The sequence below is a fragment of the Rhodococcus sp. MEB064 genome (genome assembly GCF_000834565.1).
Classification (GTDB): domain Bacteria; phylum Actinomycetota; class Actinomycetes; order Mycobacteriales; family Mycobacteriaceae; genus Rhodococcoides.
Genome location: NZ_JXQS01000010.1, coordinates 82,857 through 102,890, shown reverse-complemented (window position 1 = coordinate 102,890; position 20,034 = coordinate 82,857). Strand labels below are relative to the sequence as shown.

Genomic DNA, 20,034 nt, shown 5'->3' with positions numbered 1-20,034 from the left:
CGGAAGGTGGTCAGGTGGGCGGCTGGAGCTCTAGTTTGAAGCAGTTGTTTTAAATCAACTGGTTTAACTGCTACGGCTGATGGAGCTCGTGATGTCGACACCCGCACCCGCCACTCTCGACGAGGATGTGACCGGCACCGGTCGGATCGTCGGCGTTCTCGCATTCGCCGGCATCACGGTCGCGCTCATGCAGACGTTGATCATCCCGATCGTCCCGCAACTCCCGACGCTCGTGAACGCGTCCGCCGCGAACACCGCGTGGGCCATCACCGCGACTCTGTTGGCAGGTGCGGTCGCCGTGCCGGTCACGGGACGACTCGGCGACATGTTCGGCAAACGCCGACTGCTGCTGGTCAGTCTCGCTCTGCTCGTGGCAGGGTCCGTGGTGGGCGCCCTGGCCACCAGCCTGATTCCGCTCATCATCGGCCGTGCGCTGCAGGGTCTGGCGGCCGGTGTCATTCCCCTGGGCATCTCGATCATGCGCGACGTCCTGCCGAGCCGGAAGCTGCCCGGATCCATCGCGCTGATGAGTGCGTCGCTCGGAGTCGGTGGAGCGCTGGGACTTCCGGCCGCCGCGGTCATCGCCGAGTACGCCAGCTGGCACTTCCTCTTCTGGACCGCCGCGGCTCTGGGGCTGATCGTCACGGCACTCGTCGTCGCCGTGATCCCCGAGTCGGATGCACGGACCGGCGGTGCGTTCGACTTCGGCGGCGCCGCAACGCTGTCGGTCGCGTTGGTGACTCTGCTGCTCGGCATCTCGAAGGGATCCGACTGGGGATGGACGAGTGCGCGCACACTCGGACTGCTGGTCGTGGCCGTGGTGGCGTTCGCTGCGTGGGTGACGTGGGAGCTGCGTTCACCGCAGCCGCTGGTCGATCTCCGAGTCTCGATGCGTCGACAGGTGCTGTTCACCAACGCCGCGTCCATCATGCTCGGCTTCGCCATGTTCGCGCTCAGTCTCGTTCTGCCGCAGATTCTCCAGCTTCCCGCGGCGACCGGAGTCGGCCTCGGCAAGTCCGTTCTGGTGGCCGGTCTGGTGATGGCGCCGTCCGGCCTCGTGATGATGGCAGTCGCGCCGTTGTCGTCGCGGATCACCACCACGCGCGGCCCCAAGACCACCTTGATGGCGGGCGCCGGTGTCGTCGCCGTCGGCTACCTCGCCGGCATCGTCCTGATGGGCGCCGTGTGGCAGCTGGTCGTGGTCTCGCTGATCATCGGCGCAGGAATCGGCCTGGCGTACGGCGCCATGCCGGCCTTGATCATGTCCGCCGTTCCGGCGACCGAGACGGCCGCGGCGAACAGCTTCAACACGCTCATGCGTTCTCTCGGAACGTCGTTCGCCAGCGCTGTCGCCGGCGTGATCCTGGCATCGATGACCGTGACACTCGGCTCCGCGCAGGTGCCCACCCAGAACGCGTTCCGCGTCGTGATGGCCGTGGCCGCAGGGGCCGCTGTGCTCTCGGTTCTGCTGGCGTCGTTCCTGCCCGCCCACGGTCGTACGGACGACGCGGCCTCGGACGTGGTGGGCGGTCCGGTCGACGCGCACGGCGTCCGACCGGTCCAGCCCGTCGACTGACTACGCTCTTCAGTCGTGACCAGGGTCCGCACGGCGCGTTCGGAGAGCACACGCGAAGCGATCCTCGATGCTGCCGAACGCCTCTACGCCGAGAACGGCGTGGTGTCGGTGTCCAACAGGCAGGTCGGAGATGCGGCCGGTCAGGCGAACAGTGCGGCTGTCGGGTACCACTTCGGCACCAAGGAAGACCTCGTCCGGGCCATCGTGGTGCGGCGATCCGCGGGGGTCGAGCAGTTCCGGGCGTCGCATGTCGCCGCCCTCGGTGACCGCCCCGACCTTCGCGGGTGGGTGTCGGCACTCGTACGGCCGTCCACCGAGTACTTCGCCGACGTCGGACACTTCACCTGGTACGCCCGGTTCGCCAGTCAGGTGATGACGGATCCGACGCTCCGCACGATCCTCGTGGAGGAATCACTGTCCTCGCCGGGTTTGCGCGAGACGGTGGACGGCGTGAACTCGTGCCTGCCTCCCATGCCCGTCGACGTGCGTGTCGCCCGAGGCGGAATGGCTCGGACGTTGCTCGTCCACGTCATGGCCGAGCGCGAAGCTGAGATCGCCGCGTCCGACGGAGACCGCGCCGCACTGTGGCGGGCGAGCGGGACCGATCTGGTCGACGCCATCGTCGGAATCTGGCAGGCGACCGTCACGAGGTGACCGGTCAGGTGTGCGATCTGCCGGTCTCGATCAGGAGCACCCCGGCGATGATCAATACGATTCCCGCGGACATCGTCCTGGTCAACGGTTCGCCGAACAGCAGACGGCTCGCGATCGCGGTGACGGCGATGCCGGTCGCCGCCCAGATCCCGTAGGCGACCCCGATGCCGAGCCCCGCCGACAACGTGAGGGCGAGGAAGACGAAGGACGCGAGGTAGCCGGCGACGACCACGGCGTACAGCGCGCGCCTGCCGTGGACGGCGACTCGCAGCGAGAGGGTGGCCGTCACTTCCGAGGCGATGGCGCAGGCCAGCAGGAACCACATCACGGCTGCGGTGTCCGTGCGCGATGCGATCCCAATTCCACCACGACCACCCCGGCGATCACCAGCGCCAGGCCGAGGATCGTCACGACGGTGAGCTTCTCGTCGAAGATGACGCTCGACAACGCCGCTGTCGATGCCACTCCGATCGCACCCCAGACTCCGTACGCGACTCCCAGCGGCATGCCCGCGCGGAGCACGGCACCGAGCAACACGAACGATGCCACGTATCCGACCACCACCACGGCGTACCAGGGCGGTGTCGTCACCGCCGCCGCGAGCGCGAGTGAGCCCGTGACCTCGCTCGCGATGGCGAGGACCAGCAGAAACCATGGACGCACGGGTCCATTGTCACACCGGTCCCCGGGCCGAGGCGTCGCACGTGTCACAGCTGCGGCGCCGACGTGTCCGTCCGTCCGCACACTTCCCGTGACGCTTGGTACCTGATAACCTCTGTCACAGTTAGTCACGGACATGCACCCGCCCCACGGAAGGACGACGCGATGACCAGCACACTCGACACCGATCTCACGACCTCGAACATGGAGGACGTCTCCGCCCGGTTGCTCGATTCCGTCGCCGCGCTGTCCTACGACCCGATGCAGGAGGTCGACTGGGAGGCCCCTCTCGACCCGGAGCAGTTCGGTCTCAACCCCGAGTGGAGCACCCTCTACGGCACCGATCTGTGGAAGGAGATGACGCCGGAGCAGCGCGTCACTCTCACCCGCCACGAGGTCTGCTCGATCATGAGCACGGGTATCTGGTTCGAGATGATCCTGCAGCAGATGGTGCTGCGCGATCAGTACTGCGGCGACTACTCCTCGTCCGACTTCCAGTTCGCTCTCACCGAGATCGCCGACGAGTGCCGTCATTCGCTGATGTTCGCGCGCGCCTGCAGCACCATGGGAATCAAGGCCTACGTCCCCCGCCGGTTGAGCGTCGAGCTCGGTCGCGGCTTCAAGACTCTCGCCGTGTCGGAGGCCGCGTACGGCGGCATCCTGGTGGCGGAGGAAGTGCTCGACGTCATGCAGCGCGACTGGATGCGCGGGGAGAACGTCCTGCCGCTGGTGCGCACGACGAGCAAGATCCACGTCGTCGAGGAATCACGCCACATGACGTTCGCGCGTCAGCAGATGCGCGAGCACATGGACGGCATCTCCACCGCCCGACGCAAGTCCGCCGCGCTGCTCATCGCTATCGCAGCACGCGTCATCGTGTCCAACATGGTGAACAAGGACGTATACGCCGCCGCCGGTCTGGACACCGATCGCGCGGTGCGCGAGGCGAAGAAGAACACCCACCATCACGTGATGATGCGTACCAGCAGCCAGCATCTGATGGCGTTTCTCAGTGACTGCGGTCTGCTGACGAAGCCTGCTGCGGCTGTGTACCGCACCATCCACATGGTCTGATACCTCCATGGCCTTCGCGATCACCCAGAACTGCTGCAACGACGCATCGTGTCTGTCGGTGTGCCCGGTGAACTGCATCCATCCCACACCGGACGAGCCGGACTTCGGGAAGACCGACCTGCTGTACATCGATCCACGGACCTGCATCGACTGCGGGGCGTGCGCCGATGCGTGCCCGGTGGATGCCATCACCCGAGTCTCGCGGCTGTCCCCGTCCCAGCAGGTGTACGCGGAGCTGAACGCCGACTACTACAAGGACCGGCCGGTCGACCACGCCTGGGGCGCACCGGTTTTCCCGCCCGCCGACATCGGCAAGGTCGCGCTGCGACGGGTCGCGGTGGTCGGCACCGGGCCTGCCGCGTGCTACACCGCGACAGCCCTGCTGCGACAGACGGACGCGACCGTCACGTTCTTCGACAGACTGCCCACCGCGGGTGGATTGGCGAGATACGGTGTGGCGCCGGATCATACGAGTACTCGCCGGATCGGTGAGCACTTCCGCTCCCTCTTCGTCCACTCCCGCGTGACGATGCGGATGGGCGTGGAGGTCGGGGTGGACATCACCCCGGAGCAGTTGTCGGCCGAGTTCGATGCCGTCGTCTACGCGGTGGGTGCCGATCGCGACAGAGCGCTCCCGCTGGGAGACGAGGCCGTCCCCGTGAGCGCCCGCCTGCTCGTGGGCTGGTACACGGGACACCCGGATGTCGCGGCCGACGCGATCGATCTGAGCGGAGTCGAGCGTGTCGTCGTGATCGGCAACGGCAACGTCGCTCTCGATGCAGCACGGATTCTCACGGCCGATGTCGACGACCTCGTCGGCACCGACATCTCGCCGCACGCGCTGGCGGCGCTGCGGAACAGTTCCGTCTCCGAGGTCACCGTGCTGGGCCGTCGTGGGCCGGAGTTCGCCGCCTTCACCCGCTCCGAATGCCAGGCGCTGGTCAGCCGTCGTTCGGTTCCCGTGGTCGTCGACGGGCCGGACGACATCGTGTCTGCTCTCGGTTCTCTCCCGATGTCCGCATCGGCATCCCCTCTGGCCACGGTGCCGGTGGCGTCTGTGCCGGCGGCCTCCGAGACCGCACGACGGATCGTGTTCTCGTTCGGACGGACACCGGTGGCGATCCGGCACGACGGGGGTGTGCGCGGACTGGACGTTCGCGACGCCGACGGCACGCGGACGATCGCGGCCGACCTCGTTCTGCAGGCGACCGGGTACCGCGGATCACCGTTGCCCGGACTTCCCTTCGACGAGGACCGCGGAACGGTGCGCAACGTCGACGGACGAGTGATCGGTGAGGACGGCGATCCACTCGCGGGCGCGTACGTGGTCGGCTGGGCGAAGCGCGGTGCGTCGGGCGGGATCGGCGACAACAAAGCCGACGCGGAGCGCACCGTCGACCTCCTCCTCGCGGACGCTCTCGCCGACTCGTCCACGACCGCCTCGACGACGCGTCGCTCGGTCTTCCGGCGTTCCGCGCGGAAGTAGCCGACACGCCGGAAGCCACCCGTCGACAATGGATGCCGCACCCCGAAACGGGGTGCGGCATTCTTTTTTGTGGCAACCGACCGGTTTCTTCGGACGTGACAGTGCCCATTCGCGCCGCGAAACGCCCTCGGACCATTCGTGTCTTTTCACGAAATTTGGTCCGTTTCACTGGCTCAACTCTGCAACCTGTCACTGAACTGTCCGGGAATACGAGCGAGTAACTCGGGTACTGCACCAGAATCGAGTTATTGACCTGCGGTTCGTTAACGGCCCGCGAAAAGGGCAGCGCCACCTGCGCGTACGACTTTCGGGGCGGAATCCACTTTTCGCGCCGGAAGCGGGACAATCACTGTGTGGATTCGTCGTCCGGCGGGTCCGTGGTCTGTTGGTCGGGGCGCCGGACGGCGGTCCGACAACTCTTTCTCGAGAGGTGTCCGATGACGACGACACTGCTAGCCCCTACTCGGCTCGTGACGCGCGGTCGCTCACGGCTCGCCGATCGTGATAGTGGAACGGTTCTGGTGATGAGCACTCCGTCGGAGGATCGCGCTCTCTGGAACGACTACCTCGACTGCGCCAAGAAGTCGTACGAGCGTCACGGAGTGGGTGTCGCCCTGGACTTCGAGCGCGTCGAGGACGGGGTCGACACCGCCGTGTTCTACGCGGCGGTGGACCGTGCCGGACGTGTCGTCGCGGGTGTGCGCGGGCAAGGCCCGTACATCAGCGCCGAGCAATCGCATGCGCTCGTCGAATGGGACGGCAACTCCGCGAAGTCCGATGTCGCCGATCTGATCCACGGTCGTCTTCCGGACGGTGTCGTCGAGATGAAGACGGCGTTCGTCTCGTCCGACGCCGACCACCCGGGAGCATTGTCCGCGCTGCTCTCCCGCACGGCGCTTCCGACGATGGTGTTCACCGGTGCGCGGTACGTGATGGCCACGGCGGCCGACCACGTGTTGCGTCGGTGGGAGTCCGGCGGCGGCCGAGTGGCCGAGAACATCGCTCCCGCCGCGTATCCCGACGAGCGGTACCGCACGCGCATGATGTGGTGGGACCGTTACATGCTGGCCGACCACGTCAGCGACGACGTCTTCACACGTATCCTCCACGAGACCGAGACGTTGACAGGACGAGACCTGATGATTGCTGCCTGATCGCTCTGTCGCCGGGCAGGAAACAGTCCGATCGAGCGACCGATTGCCGACAACGATGTTCGGTAAGGCTAGTGTTCGGGTGCGACAACGGTCGCCGCCACGTGCGTCACCTGTACCCCCGACCCGTGTCTGCCGAGCAGACCGTGAGGAGTTCTGCGAGATGTTGGTCCCGTTCATCGCCAAAGCGGCATCGACCGTCGTGACCGGCGTCGTCGGTGTGGCCGCCTACAACGGCGTCAAGAAGGTCGTCGACCGCGCTCCGCTCCGCGAAGCGGCCGTCCGCGCTACCGAGGTCGGCTTGCGCGGGGTGCGCAAAGCCGAGGTCAAGGCGGAGTCCGCACGCCTCGCCGTCTCGGATGTCGTCTCCGAGGCGAAGGACCGACTCGGGGAGGAAGCGCGTCCGCCCGCCGCGTCCGACGTCGGCCACGGCCACGATCACTGAGATGCTCGCGCCGACGGAGACCCGACCGACGCTGCTGTCCGTGGGGGCCGGACGCATCCGGTTGCGCTTCGACTGGATCGCCGGTCAGGACGCCCGTGCGGTCGCCGTGGAGGACCTACTGGACGCGGTGCCGGGAGTCCGTGCGGTACATGCCTATCCGAGGACTGCATCGGTCGTCGTCTGGTATTCACGGACGCGGACCGATGTCGACACCGTGACCACCGCGCTGGCGTCGACACCGACTGTCGTCTCGTCGTCCGCGCAGGTTCCGGTGCGGACGCCGCGCTCAGCGGATGTGGGAACGGGCGAGTTGCTGCGCTTGACCGTCGGCGCTGCGGCGCTGGTTCTGCTCGGGCTCCGGCGGTACGGCCTACGTCGACCGCCTGTCCTGGGGTCGACCAGTCGACTCGTCGCCACCGGTGTCACAGTCTTCACGGGGTACCCGTTCCTGCGGGGCGCGGTGCGGTCCATCGCGGGTAGGCGCGGCGCCGGCACCGACGCCCTGGTCTCGGCCGCCACGGTCGCGAGTCTGGTGCTGCGCGAGAACGTCGTCGCGTTGACGGTGCTCTGGTTGCTCAATATCGGGGAGTACCTGCAGGATCTGACTCTCCGTCGCACACGGCGTGCGATCTCCGACCTCCTGAGTGGCACGCACGACACAGCGTGGATCCGCACGGGCGACGGTACCGAGGTGTCCGTGGACATCGATTCCCTCGAAGTGGGCGACGAGGTCGTGGTGCACGACCATGTCGGAGTCCCCGTCGACGGCGTCGTCGTCGAGGGTGACGCCGTGGTCGACCAGTCCGCCATCACCGGAGAGACACTCCCGGTGACCGTGGCCGCTGGAAGTCGGCTCGCGGCAGGGTCGGTGGTGCTCCGCGGACGGGTCGTGGTGCGGGCGTCCGCTGTCGGCCGTGACACCGCCATCGGCCGCATCATCGCGCGGGTGGAGCAGGCGCAGGAGGACCGCGCACCGATCCAGACCGTGGGCGACAATTTCTCGCGTCGTTTCGTGCCCGCATCGTTCCTGCTCTCGGCTGCCACGCTTGTCGTCACTCGGGACGTTCGCCGTGCGATGACGATGCTTCTGGTCGCGTGTCCCTGTGCGGTCGGGTTGTCGACACCCACGGCTATCAGTGCTGCCATCGGAAACGGTGCCCGCCGCGGCATTCTGATCAAGGGCGGCTCGCACCTCGAGCAAGCGGGCCGGGTGGATGCGTTCGTCTTCGACAAGACCGGAACGCTGACCGTCGGTCGTCCCGTGGTCACCAATGTCATCGCCTTCGACGACGCATGGGAGCCGGAGCAGGTTCTGGCCTACGCGGCCAGCTCCGAGATCCACTCCAGACACCCGCTGGCCGAGGCCGTCATCCGGAGTACGGAAGAGCGACGTATCGAGATTCCGCCGCACGAGGAATGCGAAGTGCTGGTGGGTCTCGGTATGCGTACCGTCTCGGACGGTCGAACGCTGTTGTTGGGCAGCGCATCTCTGCTCCGGCGCGAGAACGTCGCGGTATCGGAAGATGCCACGGGGTGGATGACTCGCCTTCAGCATCGCGCCGAGACTCCTCTCCTTCTCGCCGTCGACGGCGTGTTGGTGGGACTGGTGAGTCTGCGGGACGAGATCCGACACAACGCCTCCGAGGTACTGGATGCGTTGCGGGCGGACGGCGTCCGTCGCATCGTGATGCTCACGGGGGACAACCCCGCCACCGCGGCTGCAGTGGCCGCCGAACTGGGTATCGACGAGTGGCGTGCCGAGGTCATGCCCGAGGACAAGCTGGACGTCGTGCGGGAGTTGCAGGAGGCGGGCCACGTGGTGGCAGTGGTCGGCGACGGCACCAACGATGCGCCCGCCCTCGCCGCCGCGGACATCGGGATCGCGATGGGCGCCGCCGGAACCGACGTCGCCGTCGAGACCGCGGATGTGGCGCTTGCCGGGGACGACCTGGCCAGGTTGCTCGACGTGCGTTCGCTGGGGCGCCGGTCGGTGGCCGTGATCAGGCAGAACTACGGCATGTCCATCGCGGTCAACGCCATCGGTCTCGCGGTGAGCGCCGGAGGAGCGTTGTCGCCCGTCCTCGCCGCGATTCTGCACAACGCGTCGTCGATCATCGTGGTCGGTAACAGTGCACGGCTCATCGAGTACCGACCGGACGATCCGGCGCCGATCGAAGAACCCGCCGAGTCGACAGCTGTCGCCGGGTAGGTTCGGAGTCGACCGCACACCCCGGCAGATCTTGCGAGGACCACGATGACGACGACCGCTCCACGTGACGCAGCCCCCCGCACCGCGCCCGCGCCGGTGCGCCCGCTCGACCTGTTCGCCGCGGAGTCGCTCCTGGACCAGGACGAGCGCGATATCGCCGCGACGGTCCGAGCGTTCGTCGACAAGCGGCTCAAGCCGGAGGTCGGGGACTGGTTCGAATCAGGCACTCTGCCGCGGGAGTTGGCCAAGGAATTCGGCAGCCTCGGACTGATGGGGATGCACCTCGAGGGCTACGGATGCGCGGGGACGAACGCTGTCAGTTACGGACTCGCCTGCATGGAGCTCGAGGCAGGGGACAGCGGCTTCCGCAGTTTCGTCTCGGTGCAGGGGTCGCTGTCGATGTACTCCATCCACCGGTACGGCTCGGAGGAGCAGAAGCAGGAGTGGCTTCCCCGACTCGCCGCGGGCGACGCCATCGGGTGCTTCGGGCTGACCGAGGCGGACTTCGGTTCCAATCCTTCCGGAATGCGGACACGCGCCCGCCGAGACGGCGACGACTGGATCCTGTCGGGCTCGAAGATGTGGATCACCAACGGAACCCTCGCGGACGTCGCCACCGTGTGGGCTCGCACCGACGAGGGGTTCCGCGGGTTCCTCGTACCCACGGACACACCGGGTTTCACGGCCCATGCCATCGGGAAGAAGTTGTCGCTGCGTGCATCCGTGACAGCCGAGCTCGCGTTCGACGACATCCGGCTGCCGGCCTCGGCGATGTTGCCCGGCGCGACGAGCCTGGGTGCCCCGCTGTCCTGCCTCAACGAGGCGCGGTTCGGCATCGTGTTCGGAGCGCTGGGCGCCGCGCGGGACAGTCTCGAGACGGCCATCGCGTACGCGAACTCACGGGAAGTCTTCGACCGGCCGCTCGGCAGTTTCCAGTTGACGCAACAGAAGCTGGCGGACATGACCCTGGAGCTCGGCAAGGGGTTCCTGCTGGCAGTCCACCTCGGACGCATCAAGGACCGTGGCGAGATCTCGCCGGATCAGATCAGCCTGGGCAAGCTCAACAACGTGCGCGAGGCCATCGCGATCGCTCGTGAATGCCGCACCATTCTCGGGGGAAGCGGCATCACCCTCGAGTACTCGCCGCTGCGGCACGCCAACAATCTCGAATCGGTGTTGACCTACGAGGGCACCAGCGAGATGCACATGCTCTCGATCGGCAAGGCGCTCACGGGGCACCAAGCGTTCCGCTGACCTGCGTCACCGGTTCTTCGCAGTCTGCTTCCGGTTCTCCTTGTCGATGGCGGTGACCAGCTCGTCCTTGGTCATCGTCGACCGACCGGTGATGTCGAGTTCCCGCGCGACACGCTCGAGGTGCTTCTTGGAGGCATTGGCGTCGACGCCGCCTGCGCTCTCACCGGACGGGTTCTTGCCGCCGCTGCGGGCGCGGTCGTCCGACGGGCCCTTCTCGTCCTTCGGCTCCCAGTGATCGCCGATCTTCTCGTGCGTGTGCTTCAGGGCCGCGTAGGCGACACGATGGGCGCGCGACTCGTCGTCGTACTCGTCCTCGGCCGAGTCGAGAGCCTTGGCATAGGTGCGCTGGGCCTTCTCGTCGGACTTCTGCAACGTCGACGGCAGTTCGGACTTCACGGCGTTGCCGTCGTCATCGGTCTTCGGCATGGTCGTCCTCTCTCGCGATGTGGGCGAGAGATACCCGCCCGGTGACCGGGGAAACCGGCGGACCTCACCGCGAGCCGACCGTGACCGTCTCACCACGCCCGACGTGGGTGATGCGATCTCCGAGACCCCGTTGCGTCATCGCGCGGGTGAAGTCGGACAGGGGAGAGGCGAACACGCCGTAGTCCTCGAAATGAACGGGCAGCACCTGTCGCGGATCGATGCACTCCATCGCATCGGTGCCCTGCCGTCCGTCCATGGTCACCATCGCTCCGAAGCGCGGGTTCTGTCCGAACGGAAGGGTGGTACCGCCGAGATGCACTACCCCCGTGTCGATCTCCGGGAATCGCGTCGGAATCTCCCGCAGCTCGTCCACCATCAGCGTGTCCCCGGAGATGTACACCCGCAGATCCACCGGACCGTCGGCCGTCGAGAACTCCACCATCGTCCCCATGACCGGGGGCAGGACTCGCAGTTTCTGTGCCCACATCGGTCCGTGTCGTCCCGGCATCGCGGACACGGTCGCAACCGTGTCGCCGACCTCGATGCGTCGGGACTGCCAGGTGTCGAGGCCGACCGCGCCGTCGAAGCCTCGGTGGTGCAGCTTCGACGCGGCGTGCGGCGTCGTCAGAACCGGCAGCGCAGAGTCCAGGCCCGCCTGCGCACGTCGATCCCAGTGATCACCGTGCATGTGCGACAACAGGATCGCCGACAGCGGCGGAAGGTCGTCCAGTGAGATCGCCGGATCCAGGCGCCTGGTCGAGAACAGGCCGTGCCCGAGATAGGCACGTTCACCGGCATGGAGGAAGTTGGGGTCCGTCAGCAGTGTGACGTCCCGGTAGGACAGCAGTCCCGTCGCATTGCCGATGAACTTGTAGGTGCCGGTAGCCATACCGACGGGGCTTCCCCGTCGGTACGGCACCAAACAGCTGTCGCTACTTCGACAGCGTGAACTGCATGACGTCGATGGTCCCGCGGCGGAACTGCTGCGCGCAGCCGCTCAGGTACTTGATGTAGCGGTCGTAGACCACGTCGCCGGCGATACGGATGGCGTCGTCCTTGCGTGCCTCGAGGTTCTCGGTCCAGATCTCGAGTGTGCGCGCGTAGTGCTGCTGCAGCGAATGCACGCGGTCCACCGAGAATCCGACCGACGTGGCGCGCTCCTCGATGGTGACGGGCCGCTCGAGCTCACCACCGGGGAAGATCTCCCGGAGAATGAAGCGCATGAACACGGCGTCGCGCTTGTCGACGGCGACGCCCTTCTCGGCGAGATCGTCCAGGCCGTAACCGACGATCGTGTGGAGCAGCATGACCCCGTCGGCCGGCAGGATCGCGCTGGCCTTCTCGAAGAACGGGACGTGCCGTGTACGCCGGAAATGCTCGAAGGCGCCGATGCTGACGATGCGGTCGACGGGCTCGTCGAACTCTTCCCATCCCTGCAGCCTGACCTCGGCCGAGCGGGTACCGGGCAGGTCGTCGAGCCGGGACTGCACGCGGCCGAACTGGTGCTCACTGAGCGTCAGGCCGATGACGTCGACGTCGAATCGTTCGCGCGCGCGGATCATGGCCGTGCCCCAGCCGCAGCCGACATCGAGCAACCGCATACCGGATTCGAGTCCGAGCTTGTCCAGGGCCAGATCGATCTTGGCCAGCTGAGCCTCTTCGAGCGTCATGTCCTCGCGCTCGAAGTACGCACAGCTGTAGGTCCATGTCGGGTCGAGGAACAGCGCGAAGAAGTCGTCGGACAGGTCGTAGTGCGACTGAACGTTCTTGAAGAAGGGCTTCAGGTCTGTCATGGGTGTAGCAACCTCACACTCGACGGCAGGAATAGGACGCGGCATGGTCCCCCGACACACCGCATCTCTCGCGAATCTACGGTCATCGCAGCAGCTTCGCGCCGCAAACGGGCAGGTTGGCGGGCCGAACCTACTCGGTGTCCGGTGCGAGGGGAGCTCTCCGGGTAGCGCGCCGGTTACCTGCCCCCGTGGCGCGGCTCGCGTTCGTTTCGCCGCCCCGTCACTCGGCGACGTTCTCGTCGAGGAGGACGGCCGTGGACAGGGTGCGGTACCCCTGATCGGGGAAGTGGACGGTCACTCGGTCCGATTCCGCGGACACGACGTCCCCCGTGCCCCACTCACGGTGATGCAGAACGTCGCCGGGCCGGAAACGACCGTCGCCGTCGTCCGGTTCCGTCGACGCACCGGATTCGCACGTGTCGCATCGACCGCACGGTCCGGACGGCACCTCGCCGAGGTACTCGAGCAGGACGCGTCGTCGACACCGCGTCGTCTCGGCGTACTTCCGCACCATCTCGACACGCGAGCGCGCGGCGGTCTCCGCGCGATGCGCAGCCTCACAGGCCCGCTCCACCGCATCGGCCGTCTCCATCCCGCAGTCCGTCCACCCCCCGTCCTGCCACCGAACTGCCCCGGCCCGATCGAGCAGTTCCACCGCCGACTCCGCCGCGCGGCCCGACACCGAGGGGAGCGCTGCCAGGGAATCGGTCGGTATCGGCGCGGTCGTGGAGGAGATGGCCCGGTACACCCCGGCCAGCGCCTCGCGCTGGGGATTCCGGGTGGCGAAGAAGGTGGACAAGCCGAGATCCTCCGGGCGGAAGTGCAGGACCGCCGCGGCATCGTCGCCGTCTCGTCCGACCCGCCCGAACTCCTGGTAGTAGCGCTCGAGGGATTCCGGCGGCGACGTGTGGACGACGAAGCGGACATCGGGCTTGTCGATGCCCATACCGAACGCGGACGTCGCCACCACGACGTCCACCGTCCCGTCTCGGAAGGCGCGATGCGCGTCCTCGCGGTCGTGGCGGGAGAGTCCTGCGTGGTAGGCGATGGCGTCGACTCCCCGCTGCCCCACCAGGTCCGCGTAGTCGTGAGTCTGCGCGCGAGTGGCCACGTACACCAGGCCGACGGCCCCGGACCGCAGTGCGTCGACCCGATCCACGACGTCGTCGACCACGGCGTCGGTCAGGTCGCTCGCGTGATGGTGGCGGACGACGGTCAGGTGGATGTTCGGCCGGTCGAACGACCCCACCGCGACGAAGGGGTCCACGAGATGGAGTCGCTCGACGATCTCGTCGCGAACGGGCGGCGGGGCGGTAGCGGTGGTCGCCACGACGGGCGGCCGCCCGATCGCGTCGACGAAGTCGCCGAGGCGCAGATAGGCAGGTCGGAAGTCGTGGCCCCATGCCGCGATGCAATGCGCCTCGTCGACGGCGACACAGGCGACCGACATCTCACGCAGTCGCCGCCACGTGTCGGGTCGAGACGCCGATTCCGGAGTGAGATAGAGCATCGTCGCGTCGCCGGTCTCCAGCGAGCGCCACGCGTCGTCGCTCTGCGACGTCGTCTGCTCCGAATGCACTGCGACGGCGCGCATCTCGCCGGTCCGTCGGCGCTGGCTCTCGACCTGGTCGCGTTGCAGAGCGATCAGCGGAGTCACCACGACGGTAGGACCGTCGAGAATCGAGGCGGCGATCTGATAGATCGCAGACTTGCCGTAACCACTGGCGAGCAGTGCCAGGACGTCCCGGCCCCCGGCGAGGGCCGCTACCGAATCACGTTGCGCAGGATGAAGTTCCGTGTACCCGAGTGCCGACCCTGCGGTGTCGACGCGGTGCGCGGTGTCGCTCGAAGGACTCACGAGAGCCCTGATACCCCGGACTGGACGGGCCAATCCGATCGTGCGTCAGAAGCGCCGCGTGAGTCTCAATCGCAGGGGGCGTCCGTCCGGATCGACCACCAGTCGGTACAGCACCGAGAACACGCGTTGCTTCCACACGGGTGGGACCTCGATGGCGTGCGTGCGCAGGCGCCCGACCGGCCGGTCACCGTCTCGACCGCCGTCGTGCCACGCATCGAGCCTGGCCACGTGATCGGACACCGCGTCGAAGCACTCGTCGGGGTCGAGAAGGTCGTCCACGTCGCCCGGGTCACGAGAGAGATGCTCGGTGAGCAGTTCCAAGCGCAGGTCGCGGGCGAAGACTCGCGCCCCGTCGCCGAGTCCGGACGGGTCCACGGGGGACCGCTCGTCCCGGGTCTCGTCCACCACCGCGGCCGTCAGCTCCGAATCGTGAGTCCACGACCGCCGGTTGAAGTTGTCGCTGCCGACGGCTGCCCAGATGTCGTCGACGATGCAAACCTTGGAGTGGACGTAGACCGGCACGCTGTCGTCGTTCTCGACGTCCAGAACCAGGACCCTGTCGGCTCCCGCGTCGCGGAGCAGGTCGAGGGCCGCGGCATGGCCGAGGAGCGCCGGAGGAATGGTCATCGCGCTGTCGTCGTCGAGATGGCGCGGCACCACGACGATCATGCGCAGACGTGGTGAGCGCCGGAGGGCGCGCGCGAAGACACGTGCCACGTCCACGGACCAGAGGTACTGGTCCTCGATGTAGATAAGGCGTTCCGCGCGTCCCAGTGCTTTCGCGTACGCCCGAGCCGCACTGCGTTCTCCGTCGCGGGCGAACGGGTAGGCGGGACGTCGCCGAGGATAGGTGCGCAGGAGCTGTACCGAGCACGTGCCGGCGGTCGGTGGATCCGGCAGGGGCGCGGGCAGCTCCGACGGCTCGCGTCGGTGTCGCCGGACGATATCGGAGACGACGTGCCACGGAAGCCGGGACAACGCTGCCGGGTCTTCCCACCGCTCGCGGAAGGTGTCCTCCACGTCCCGGACGGCCGGTCCACGCACCTCGAGCTGGAGGTCGTGCCAGGCAGGGGTTTCCCCGTACTCCGGCGGGAACGGACGACTGAGTGCGTCGCCGTGGTGATGGATGTCGTCGCGTCGGGCACGCGCCAGATCGATGCCGCCGACGAATGCCACGTTCTGGTCGGATCGCTCGGCCGAACGGATCACCACGAGTTTCTGGTGATGCGACCCGAAGCTCAGGACGCGCTGGTCCAGGACGCATTCACCTCCGGCTTCCTCCAGAGCGGAGGCCAACGCGCTGTTCTTGCCGCCGGTGTAGCCGATCGATTCCGCGTGCGAACGCCACAGCAGTCCTCGGACGACGACGCCGCGCGAGGCTGCCTGCGTCAGCGCACCCTCGACGGTCGGGCCGTGATCGGTGAGTACCTGCTCCGGGTCGCCACGCCAGTCGGTGAACAGCACCAGATCGTCCACCTCCGCTGCTGCGACGTGCTCGTCCAGCACACGGAAGTACGTGTCGCCGTGCACGAGTGCGCGGCAGAGGTTCCCGTCGGTCCACGGCCGGATGCGGGTGTCGGCGTTGGCACGCTCCTCGCCCGTCAGGAACCAGGGATGGGTGTCGTCGAAATCGATGTCGTCGAAGATCGAGGACCGCCCCAGAGCACTGGACACCCGGTCGATCGCCCTCATCGCGACATTGTCGCGACGCTGACGCGCGCCGTCGCCGGAGGTGCTCACGCCACCTGCGCAGCGGGCGGCAACGACGCCGTGCCGCCGGTAGGCCACGCCAGCGGATCGCTCCCCAGCGCGTGCAGTTGGCGCACCTGGTCCTGGCACCACGGCGAGAGGTCGCTGCGACCCTCGAACACGGCCGCGACGAAGTCGGACCACGGTTCCCACCGGAAGTCTGCGACCTCGTCCGGACGTGGATCCACCGACCGATCGTCGTGCAGAACGAGGAAGACCGGGCAGATCTCGTACTCGACGACGCCGTTGCTCATCACCGCGCGGTAGCGGAAACGGGGGAGTACGGGCTCCGCGTTCGAGGCGGAGATACCGAGCTCGTGGTCCAGGCGCCGCAGAACGGCCGAGTCCAGGCGTTCACCGGGCGCGGGATGCCCACAGCACGTGTTCGTCCAGATGCCCGGCCACGTGCGCTTCTCGTGAGCACGACGAGTGACCAGAACCTCGCGGTCCCGGTTCACGACGTAACTCGAGAACGCGAGGTGGAGCGGCGTGGCGTCGTGGTGGACGGTGGCCTTGTCGTGGGTCCCGATGGCCCGGCCGTCCTCGTCGAGAAGTACTACCAGCTCCACGTCGCGTTCTCTTTCCCCAACAGTGCTTCGTCGGACCCGGTCCGAATATGCCTTCGTCGACTCTAGTCGGTCGGTGGGACAGGGCTCGATCGCGGAACCACGATGCCCTCGCGCAGCAGCCGCCGGACCACGACGAGAGCGTCGTCGGTGTCCAGTCCGCTCAGCTCTCCCACGACGCAGTCCTTGCCGGAATGCAGCTGGTGAACGGCGGAGGCGCACACCGCAGGCAGCCGCACCGACTTCGTCCGGGTCGTGACGGTGACCGCGTCGTCGGCGTCGACGATCCGCGCGTGCAGACCCGGACGCCATCCCACGACCGAGTTCGCGGACAGCGCCGCCATCGACCCGATCGTCGCGAGCGGCCGCACGGGAGCTGGGCGCGTGACCTCGGTGAAGCGCCGTCCGACCCGATCGGCGACCGCATGCTCGCGATTCACGGGAGCGTCGTTCTCGTCCAGTGCGGAGACCAGATCGGCGAGCAGCGCGCGCACATGGGGTGCTACCGCATCCGCGTCGGTGAGATCGATCCCGACGGGGAGTGGGCTGCGGAACCGTGCGTCCTCGGCGAAGGTCGACACGAGGTGGTGGAGCAGGTCGTATCGGGTGAACGCCGACATTCCGACGGTCAGATGGATCGACGTGTCGCCCAGTGCCTGTGCCGAGTGGATCCACCCGCGCGGCACGTACAGCGAATCACCTTCGCGCAGAACGGTGTCGATGGTCGGCGTGGTGCGCGCCATCGCTGCGACATCGTCCTTGCGGTCGGACCACGGCTGGTGCGACAGGGGGTGCTGATGCACGGGCGGGTGCAGGATCCACCGTTTCTCGCCGGAGATCTGGAGGACGAAGACGTCGTGCACGTCGTAGTGCGGATCGAACCCGCGGGACGACGCCGGTGTGATGTAGGAGTTCACCTGGACGGGGTGGCCGAGGTCGCGCACCAACTCGCCGGCGAAGTGGATCAGCGGCGGCCACAGTCGATGCAGACCCTGCAGAACCAACGTGTGACCGTCGGCGAAGGCCGCGAGTATCCCCGCGGAATCGAGTTGGTCGGTCACCTCGGCGCCGAATCCGCCGGAGTCGGTGAAGTTCTCGCGCGCGGTGAGCGACCCGTTCTTCGCCATGCGCGCGAACGGGGTCCGCACTCCGCGTTCGGAGACGAGTTCGTCGACGGCGTCCACCGACAGCAGGTCCTCGAACGTCGACGACAGGTCCTCCCGCCGCGTCAGCAGCGGAGCGAGACCCCAGTGCTCGTCCGCGAACGTTCGAGCCTCGATGCTCATGAGACGACGCAACGCGGACCGGTTTCCCGATCCGCGTTGCTCGTCGAACTGTCGGCTCAAGCCGTACCGTCCGCACCGCCGTCGTGGCCGGCGGGGTTGGAGCCGCCGTCGGCGGGCCCTTCTCCTCCTGCGGAACCGTCGGCGCCGCCGTCGTGTCCGTCAGGGTTGGAGCCGCCGTCGGCGGGCCCTTCACCGCTGCTCGCGGAACCGTCCGCGCCGCCGTCGTGGCCGCCGGGGTTGGAGCCGCCGTCGGCGGGGCCTTCTCCGCCTGCTGCTCCGGAGGTGGTGATGTCGTCGTCGTTGATAGCCATCGACTGCCTTTCACTCGTCACGACCGGACGCCGGTAGCCCGGCGTCGGACACACATCGAACTCTCCCGTTCTACAGGAGACGGATCACGAGTTGACGATTTCCGGACTTCTCAAACTCCGTGTCCATCTCATCGCCGCATACAGGACCACACCCACCAGAAGGAGCACTGCGGCCCGGAGCCAGGTCCCGGCACTCTGCTGGGTGGCCAGGACGACACAGCTGACGAGGGCGAGCACCGGAAGTACTGCCGGGGTGCGGAAGTGCGGGTGTTCGACCGTGTCGCGGCGCAGCACGAGCACGGCGAGATTGGTGCTGACGAACACGATCAGCAGCAGGAGCACGACCGTCTCCGCGAGCGCGGCGACCGTCCCGGTGGCGGCGAGGATCATGGCGACGATGGTCGTGGCCAGGATGGCGACCCACGGCGTACGACGGCGCGGCAGAACCCGTCCCGCGGCGGAGGGAAGCAGGCCCTGATTGGACATGCCGTAGGTGAGTCGGCTGGCCATGATCATGGTCAACAGCGCGCCGTTCGCCACGGCGATCAGGGCGATGGCGCCGAAGAGCTTGTCGGGGATCCCGACGTCCGCTGCCGACACGACTGCCAGGAGAGGCGCCGACGTGTCCGCGAGATCAGTCGCCGGAACGACGGCGCTGACCGCGAGCCCCACGGCGACGTAGACCGCGCCTGCCACGGTCAGGGACAGGAACAGGGCGCGCGGATAGACGCGGTGCACGTCGTGGACTTCCTCGGCCATGTTGGCCGACGTCTCGAACCCGACGAAGGAGTAGAACGCCAACAACGCTGCCGCGAGGATCGCCACCGCCGGATTCACGCCGTCCGCGAAGTCCATCGTGCGGCCGATGTCTCCGTCGCCTCGACCGAGAACGATGCCTGCGAGCACGACCACCAGAACGAGGCCGCTGACCTCGATGATCGTCATCACGACGTTGGCGCGCATCGACTCCTTGATGCCTCGGGCGTTGAGGAGCGCGACCACGGCGAGGAAGACGAGTGCCGCGGGGACGGTGGGGACGTCGAGGAACGCTCCGAGGTAGTCGCCGGCGAAGGCGACGGACAGTCCCGCGGCGCTGGTCACTCCGGCGGCCAGCATCGAGAACCCCACCAGGAACGACACCACGGGCCGACGGAAGGCGCGCTCGGCGAAGACTGCGGCGCCCCCGGCGCGGGGGTATTTGGTCACCAACTCCGCGTAGGAGGACGCCGTCAGCATCGCCATCGCCAAGGCGACGAGCAACGGAACCCAGACGGCGCCTCCGACCTCGCCGGCGATCTCCCCGACGAGGGCATAGATGCCCGCCCCCAGGACGTCTCCGAGGATGAACACGAACAGCAACTTCCCCGAGATCGCCGTGCGGAGGCCGTTCCCCTGCTCGCTCACCGGCGCTTTGTCGACTTCAGTCATGGGCGGGGGCATACCCGTTTCCCCTGCGAACGAACGCGCCCGGAACAAAGAGAAACCCCGGTGCCTGGGAAAGGCACCGGGGTTGTCGGACAATTATGATGCGGGCGC

At 67.4% G+C, this 20,034-nt stretch carries 19 protein-coding genes; 8 read left to right on the top strand and 11 right to left on the bottom strand.

Annotated features, from left to right (window positions below; genetic code table 11):
- Positions 1-91: 91 nt before the first annotated feature.
- Complete coding sequence (locus tag RU01_RS06295) at positions 92-1,576, top strand: MFS transporter (protein ID WP_042573693.1); 1,485 nt, start codon at positions 92-94, stop codon at positions 1,574-1,576.
- Between the two features lie 15 nt (positions 1,577-1,591).
- Positions 1,592-2,230 (top strand): TetR/AcrR family transcriptional regulator, encoded by a 639-nt coding sequence (locus RU01_RS06290; protein ID WP_042573665.1) that lies wholly within the window; start codon positions 1,592-1,594, stop codon positions 2,228-2,230.
- Between the two features lie 4 nt (positions 2,231-2,234).
- On the opposite strand, the gene RU01_RS06285 is transcribed toward RU01_RS06290, so the two are convergent.
- Positions 2,235-2,555 carry a DMT family transporter gene (locus tag RU01_RS06285; protein WP_082042934.1) on the bottom strand — a complete coding sequence of 107 codons (321 nt, stop codon included), beginning with the start codon at positions 2,553-2,555 and terminating at the stop codon, positions 2,235-2,237.
- Positions 2,555-2,893, bottom strand: a complete 339-nt coding sequence (locus RU01_RS06280) for a DMT family transporter (RefSeq protein ID WP_042573663.1) — start codon at positions 2,891-2,893, stop codon at positions 2,555-2,557. The genes RU01_RS06285 and RU01_RS06280 overlap by 1 nt, the downstream gene beginning before the upstream one ends.
- 162 nt (positions 2,894-3,055) lie before the next feature.
- Here RU01_RS06280 and RU01_RS06275 point away from each other — a divergent pair, with 162 nt between their 5' ends.
- The 6 genes from RU01_RS06275 to RU01_RS06250 all read left to right on the top strand — a co-directional run bounded on the left by RU01_RS06275 (position 3,056) and on the right by RU01_RS06250 (position 10,509).
- Entirely contained in the window at positions 3,056-3,964 is a 909-nt protein-coding gene (locus RU01_RS06275; RefSeq protein ID WP_042573662.1) for an AurF N-oxygenase family protein, read from the top strand.
- Positions 3,965-3,971: 7 nt separating this feature from the next.
- Positions 3,972-5,450, top strand: a complete 1,479-nt coding sequence (locus RU01_RS06270; RefSeq protein WP_082042933.1) for an FAD-dependent oxidoreductase — start codon at positions 3,972-3,974, stop codon at positions 5,448-5,450.
- A 524-nt stretch (positions 5,451-5,974) separates the two neighbouring features.
- Positions 5,975-6,604 (top strand): hypothetical protein, encoded by a 630-nt coding sequence (locus tag RU01_RS06265; RefSeq protein WP_052493147.1) that lies wholly within the window; start codon positions 5,975-5,977, stop codon positions 6,602-6,604.
- 160 nt (positions 6,605-6,764) lie between these two features.
- Positions 6,765-7,046: a DUF1490 family protein gene (locus tag RU01_RS06260; protein WP_042573660.1), complete on the top strand. Its 282-nt coding sequence runs from the start codon at positions 6,765-6,767 to the stop codon at positions 7,044-7,046.
- A 1-nt stretch (position 7,047) separates the two neighbouring features.
- Entirely contained in the window at positions 7,048-9,255 is a 2,208-nt protein-coding gene (locus RU01_RS06255) for a heavy metal translocating P-type ATPase (protein ID WP_042573659.1), read from the top strand.
- Positions 9,256-9,300: 45 nt separating this feature from the next.
- A complete protein-coding gene (locus RU01_RS06250) occupies positions 9,301-10,509 on the top strand; it encodes an acyl-CoA dehydrogenase family protein (protein WP_042573658.1) in 1,209 nt (402 codons plus the stop codon).
- Positions 10,510-10,515: 6 nt separating this feature from the next.
- Here RU01_RS06250 and RU01_RS06245 read toward each other — a convergent pair whose 3' ends face one another.
- The 9 genes from RU01_RS06245 to RU01_RS06205 form a co-directional block, all read right to left on the bottom strand.
- Positions 10,516-10,935 carry a ChaB family protein gene (locus RU01_RS06245; RefSeq protein ID WP_042573657.1) on the bottom strand — a complete coding sequence of 140 codons (420 nt, stop codon included), beginning with the start codon at positions 10,933-10,935 and terminating at the stop codon, positions 10,516-10,518.
- Between the two features lie 64 nt (positions 10,936-10,999).
- Positions 11,000-11,824, bottom strand: coding sequence for an MBL fold metallo-hydrolase (locus tag RU01_RS06240; RefSeq protein WP_042573656.1), 825 nt, complete (start codon positions 11,822-11,824; stop codon positions 11,000-11,002).
- A gap of 43 nt (positions 11,825-11,867) precedes the next feature.
- The gene (locus RU01_RS06235) at positions 11,868-12,728 is read right to left on the bottom strand and encodes a cyclopropane mycolic acid synthase family methyltransferase (RefSeq protein WP_042573655.1); all 861 of its coding nucleotides are present in this window, start codon (positions 12,726-12,728) and stop codon (positions 11,868-11,870) included.
- Between the two features lie 220 nt (positions 12,729-12,948).
- Positions 12,949-14,586, bottom strand: coding sequence for a RecQ family ATP-dependent DNA helicase (locus RU01_RS06230; RefSeq protein ID WP_042573654.1), 1,638 nt, complete (start codon positions 14,584-14,586; stop codon positions 12,949-12,951).
- A gap of 45 nt (positions 14,587-14,631) precedes the next feature.
- Positions 14,632-16,278, bottom strand: a complete 1,647-nt coding sequence (locus tag RU01_RS06225; RefSeq protein WP_042573691.1) for a phospholipase D family protein — start codon at positions 16,276-16,278, stop codon at positions 14,632-14,634.
- Between the two features lie 44 nt (positions 16,279-16,322).
- Positions 16,323-16,904: an isopentenyl-diphosphate Delta-isomerase gene (gene idi, locus RU01_RS06220; protein WP_042573653.1), complete on the bottom strand. Its 582-nt coding sequence runs from the start codon at positions 16,902-16,904 to the stop codon at positions 16,323-16,325.
- 62 nt (positions 16,905-16,966) lie between these two features.
- On the bottom strand, positions 16,967-18,187 hold the full coding sequence (locus RU01_RS06215) for a cupin domain-containing protein (RefSeq protein ID WP_042573690.1): 1,221 nt from the start codon (positions 18,185-18,187) through the stop codon (positions 16,967-16,969).
- A gap of 56 nt (positions 18,188-18,243) precedes the next feature.
- The gene (locus tag RU01_RS06210) at positions 18,244-18,498 is read right to left on the bottom strand and encodes a hypothetical protein (protein ID WP_042573652.1); all 255 of its coding nucleotides are present in this window, start codon (positions 18,496-18,498) and stop codon (positions 18,244-18,246) included.
- Positions 18,499-18,582: 84 nt separating this feature from the next.
- Positions 18,583-19,926, bottom strand: coding sequence for an APC family permease (locus RU01_RS06205; RefSeq protein WP_042573651.1), 1,344 nt, complete (start codon positions 19,924-19,926; stop codon positions 18,583-18,585).
- Positions 19,927-20,034 lie beyond the last annotated feature (108 nt).

Excerpts from the sequence above, each read along its gene's own strand:
- RU01_RS06250 (WP_042573658.1), top strand. The coding sequence starts at position 9,301 with ATGACGACGACCGCTCCACGTGACGCAGCCCCCCGCACCGCGCCCGCG.
- RU01_RS06215 (WP_042573690.1), bottom strand. The coding sequence starts at position 18,187 with ATGAGCATCGAGGCTCGAACGTTCGCGGACGAGCACTGGGGTCTCGCT.
- RU01_RS06255 (WP_042573659.1), top strand. The coding sequence starts at position 7,048 with ATGCTCGCGCCGACGGAGACCCGACCGACGCTGCTGTCCGTGGGGGCC.
- RU01_RS06275 (WP_042573662.1), top strand. The coding sequence starts at position 3,056 with ATGACCAGCACACTCGACACCGATCTCACGACCTCGAACATGGAGGAC.
- RU01_RS06270 (WP_082042933.1), top strand. The coding sequence starts at position 3,972 with ATGGCCTTCGCGATCACCCAGAACTGCTGCAACGACGCATCGTGTCTG.
- RU01_RS06295 (WP_042573693.1), top strand. The coding sequence starts at position 92 with ATGTCGACACCCGCACCCGCCACTCTCGACGAGGATGTGACCGGCACC.
- RU01_RS06245 (WP_042573657.1), bottom strand. The coding sequence starts at position 10,935 with ATGCCGAAGACCGATGACGACGGCAACGCCGTGAAGTCCGAACTGCCG.
- RU01_RS06205 (WP_042573651.1), bottom strand. The coding sequence starts at position 19,926 with ATGACTGAAGTCGACAAAGCGCCGGTGAGCGAGCAGGGGAACGGCCTC.
- RU01_RS06210 (WP_042573652.1), bottom strand. The coding sequence starts at position 18,498 with ATGGCTATCAACGACGACGACATCACCACCTCCGGAGCAGCAGGCGGA.
- RU01_RS06260 (WP_042573660.1), top strand. The coding sequence starts at position 6,765 with ATGTTGGTCCCGTTCATCGCCAAAGCGGCATCGACCGTCGTGACCGGC.
- RU01_RS06225 (WP_042573691.1), bottom strand. The coding sequence starts at position 16,278 with ATGAGGGCGATCGACCGGGTGTCCAGTGCTCTGGGGCGGTCCTCGATC.
- RU01_RS06240 (WP_042573656.1), bottom strand. The coding sequence starts at position 11,824 with ATGGCTACCGGCACCTACAAGTTCATCGGCAATGCGACGGGACTGCTG.
- RU01_RS06265 (WP_052493147.1), top strand. The coding sequence starts at position 5,975 with ATGAGCACTCCGTCGGAGGATCGCGCTCTCTGGAACGACTACCTCGAC.
- RU01_RS06285 (WP_082042934.1), bottom strand. The coding sequence starts at position 2,555 with ATGTGGTTCCTGCTGGCCTGCGCCATCGCCTCGGAAGTGACGGCCACC.
- RU01_RS06235 (WP_042573655.1), bottom strand. The coding sequence starts at position 12,728 with ATGACAGACCTGAAGCCCTTCTTCAAGAACGTTCAGTCGCACTACGAC.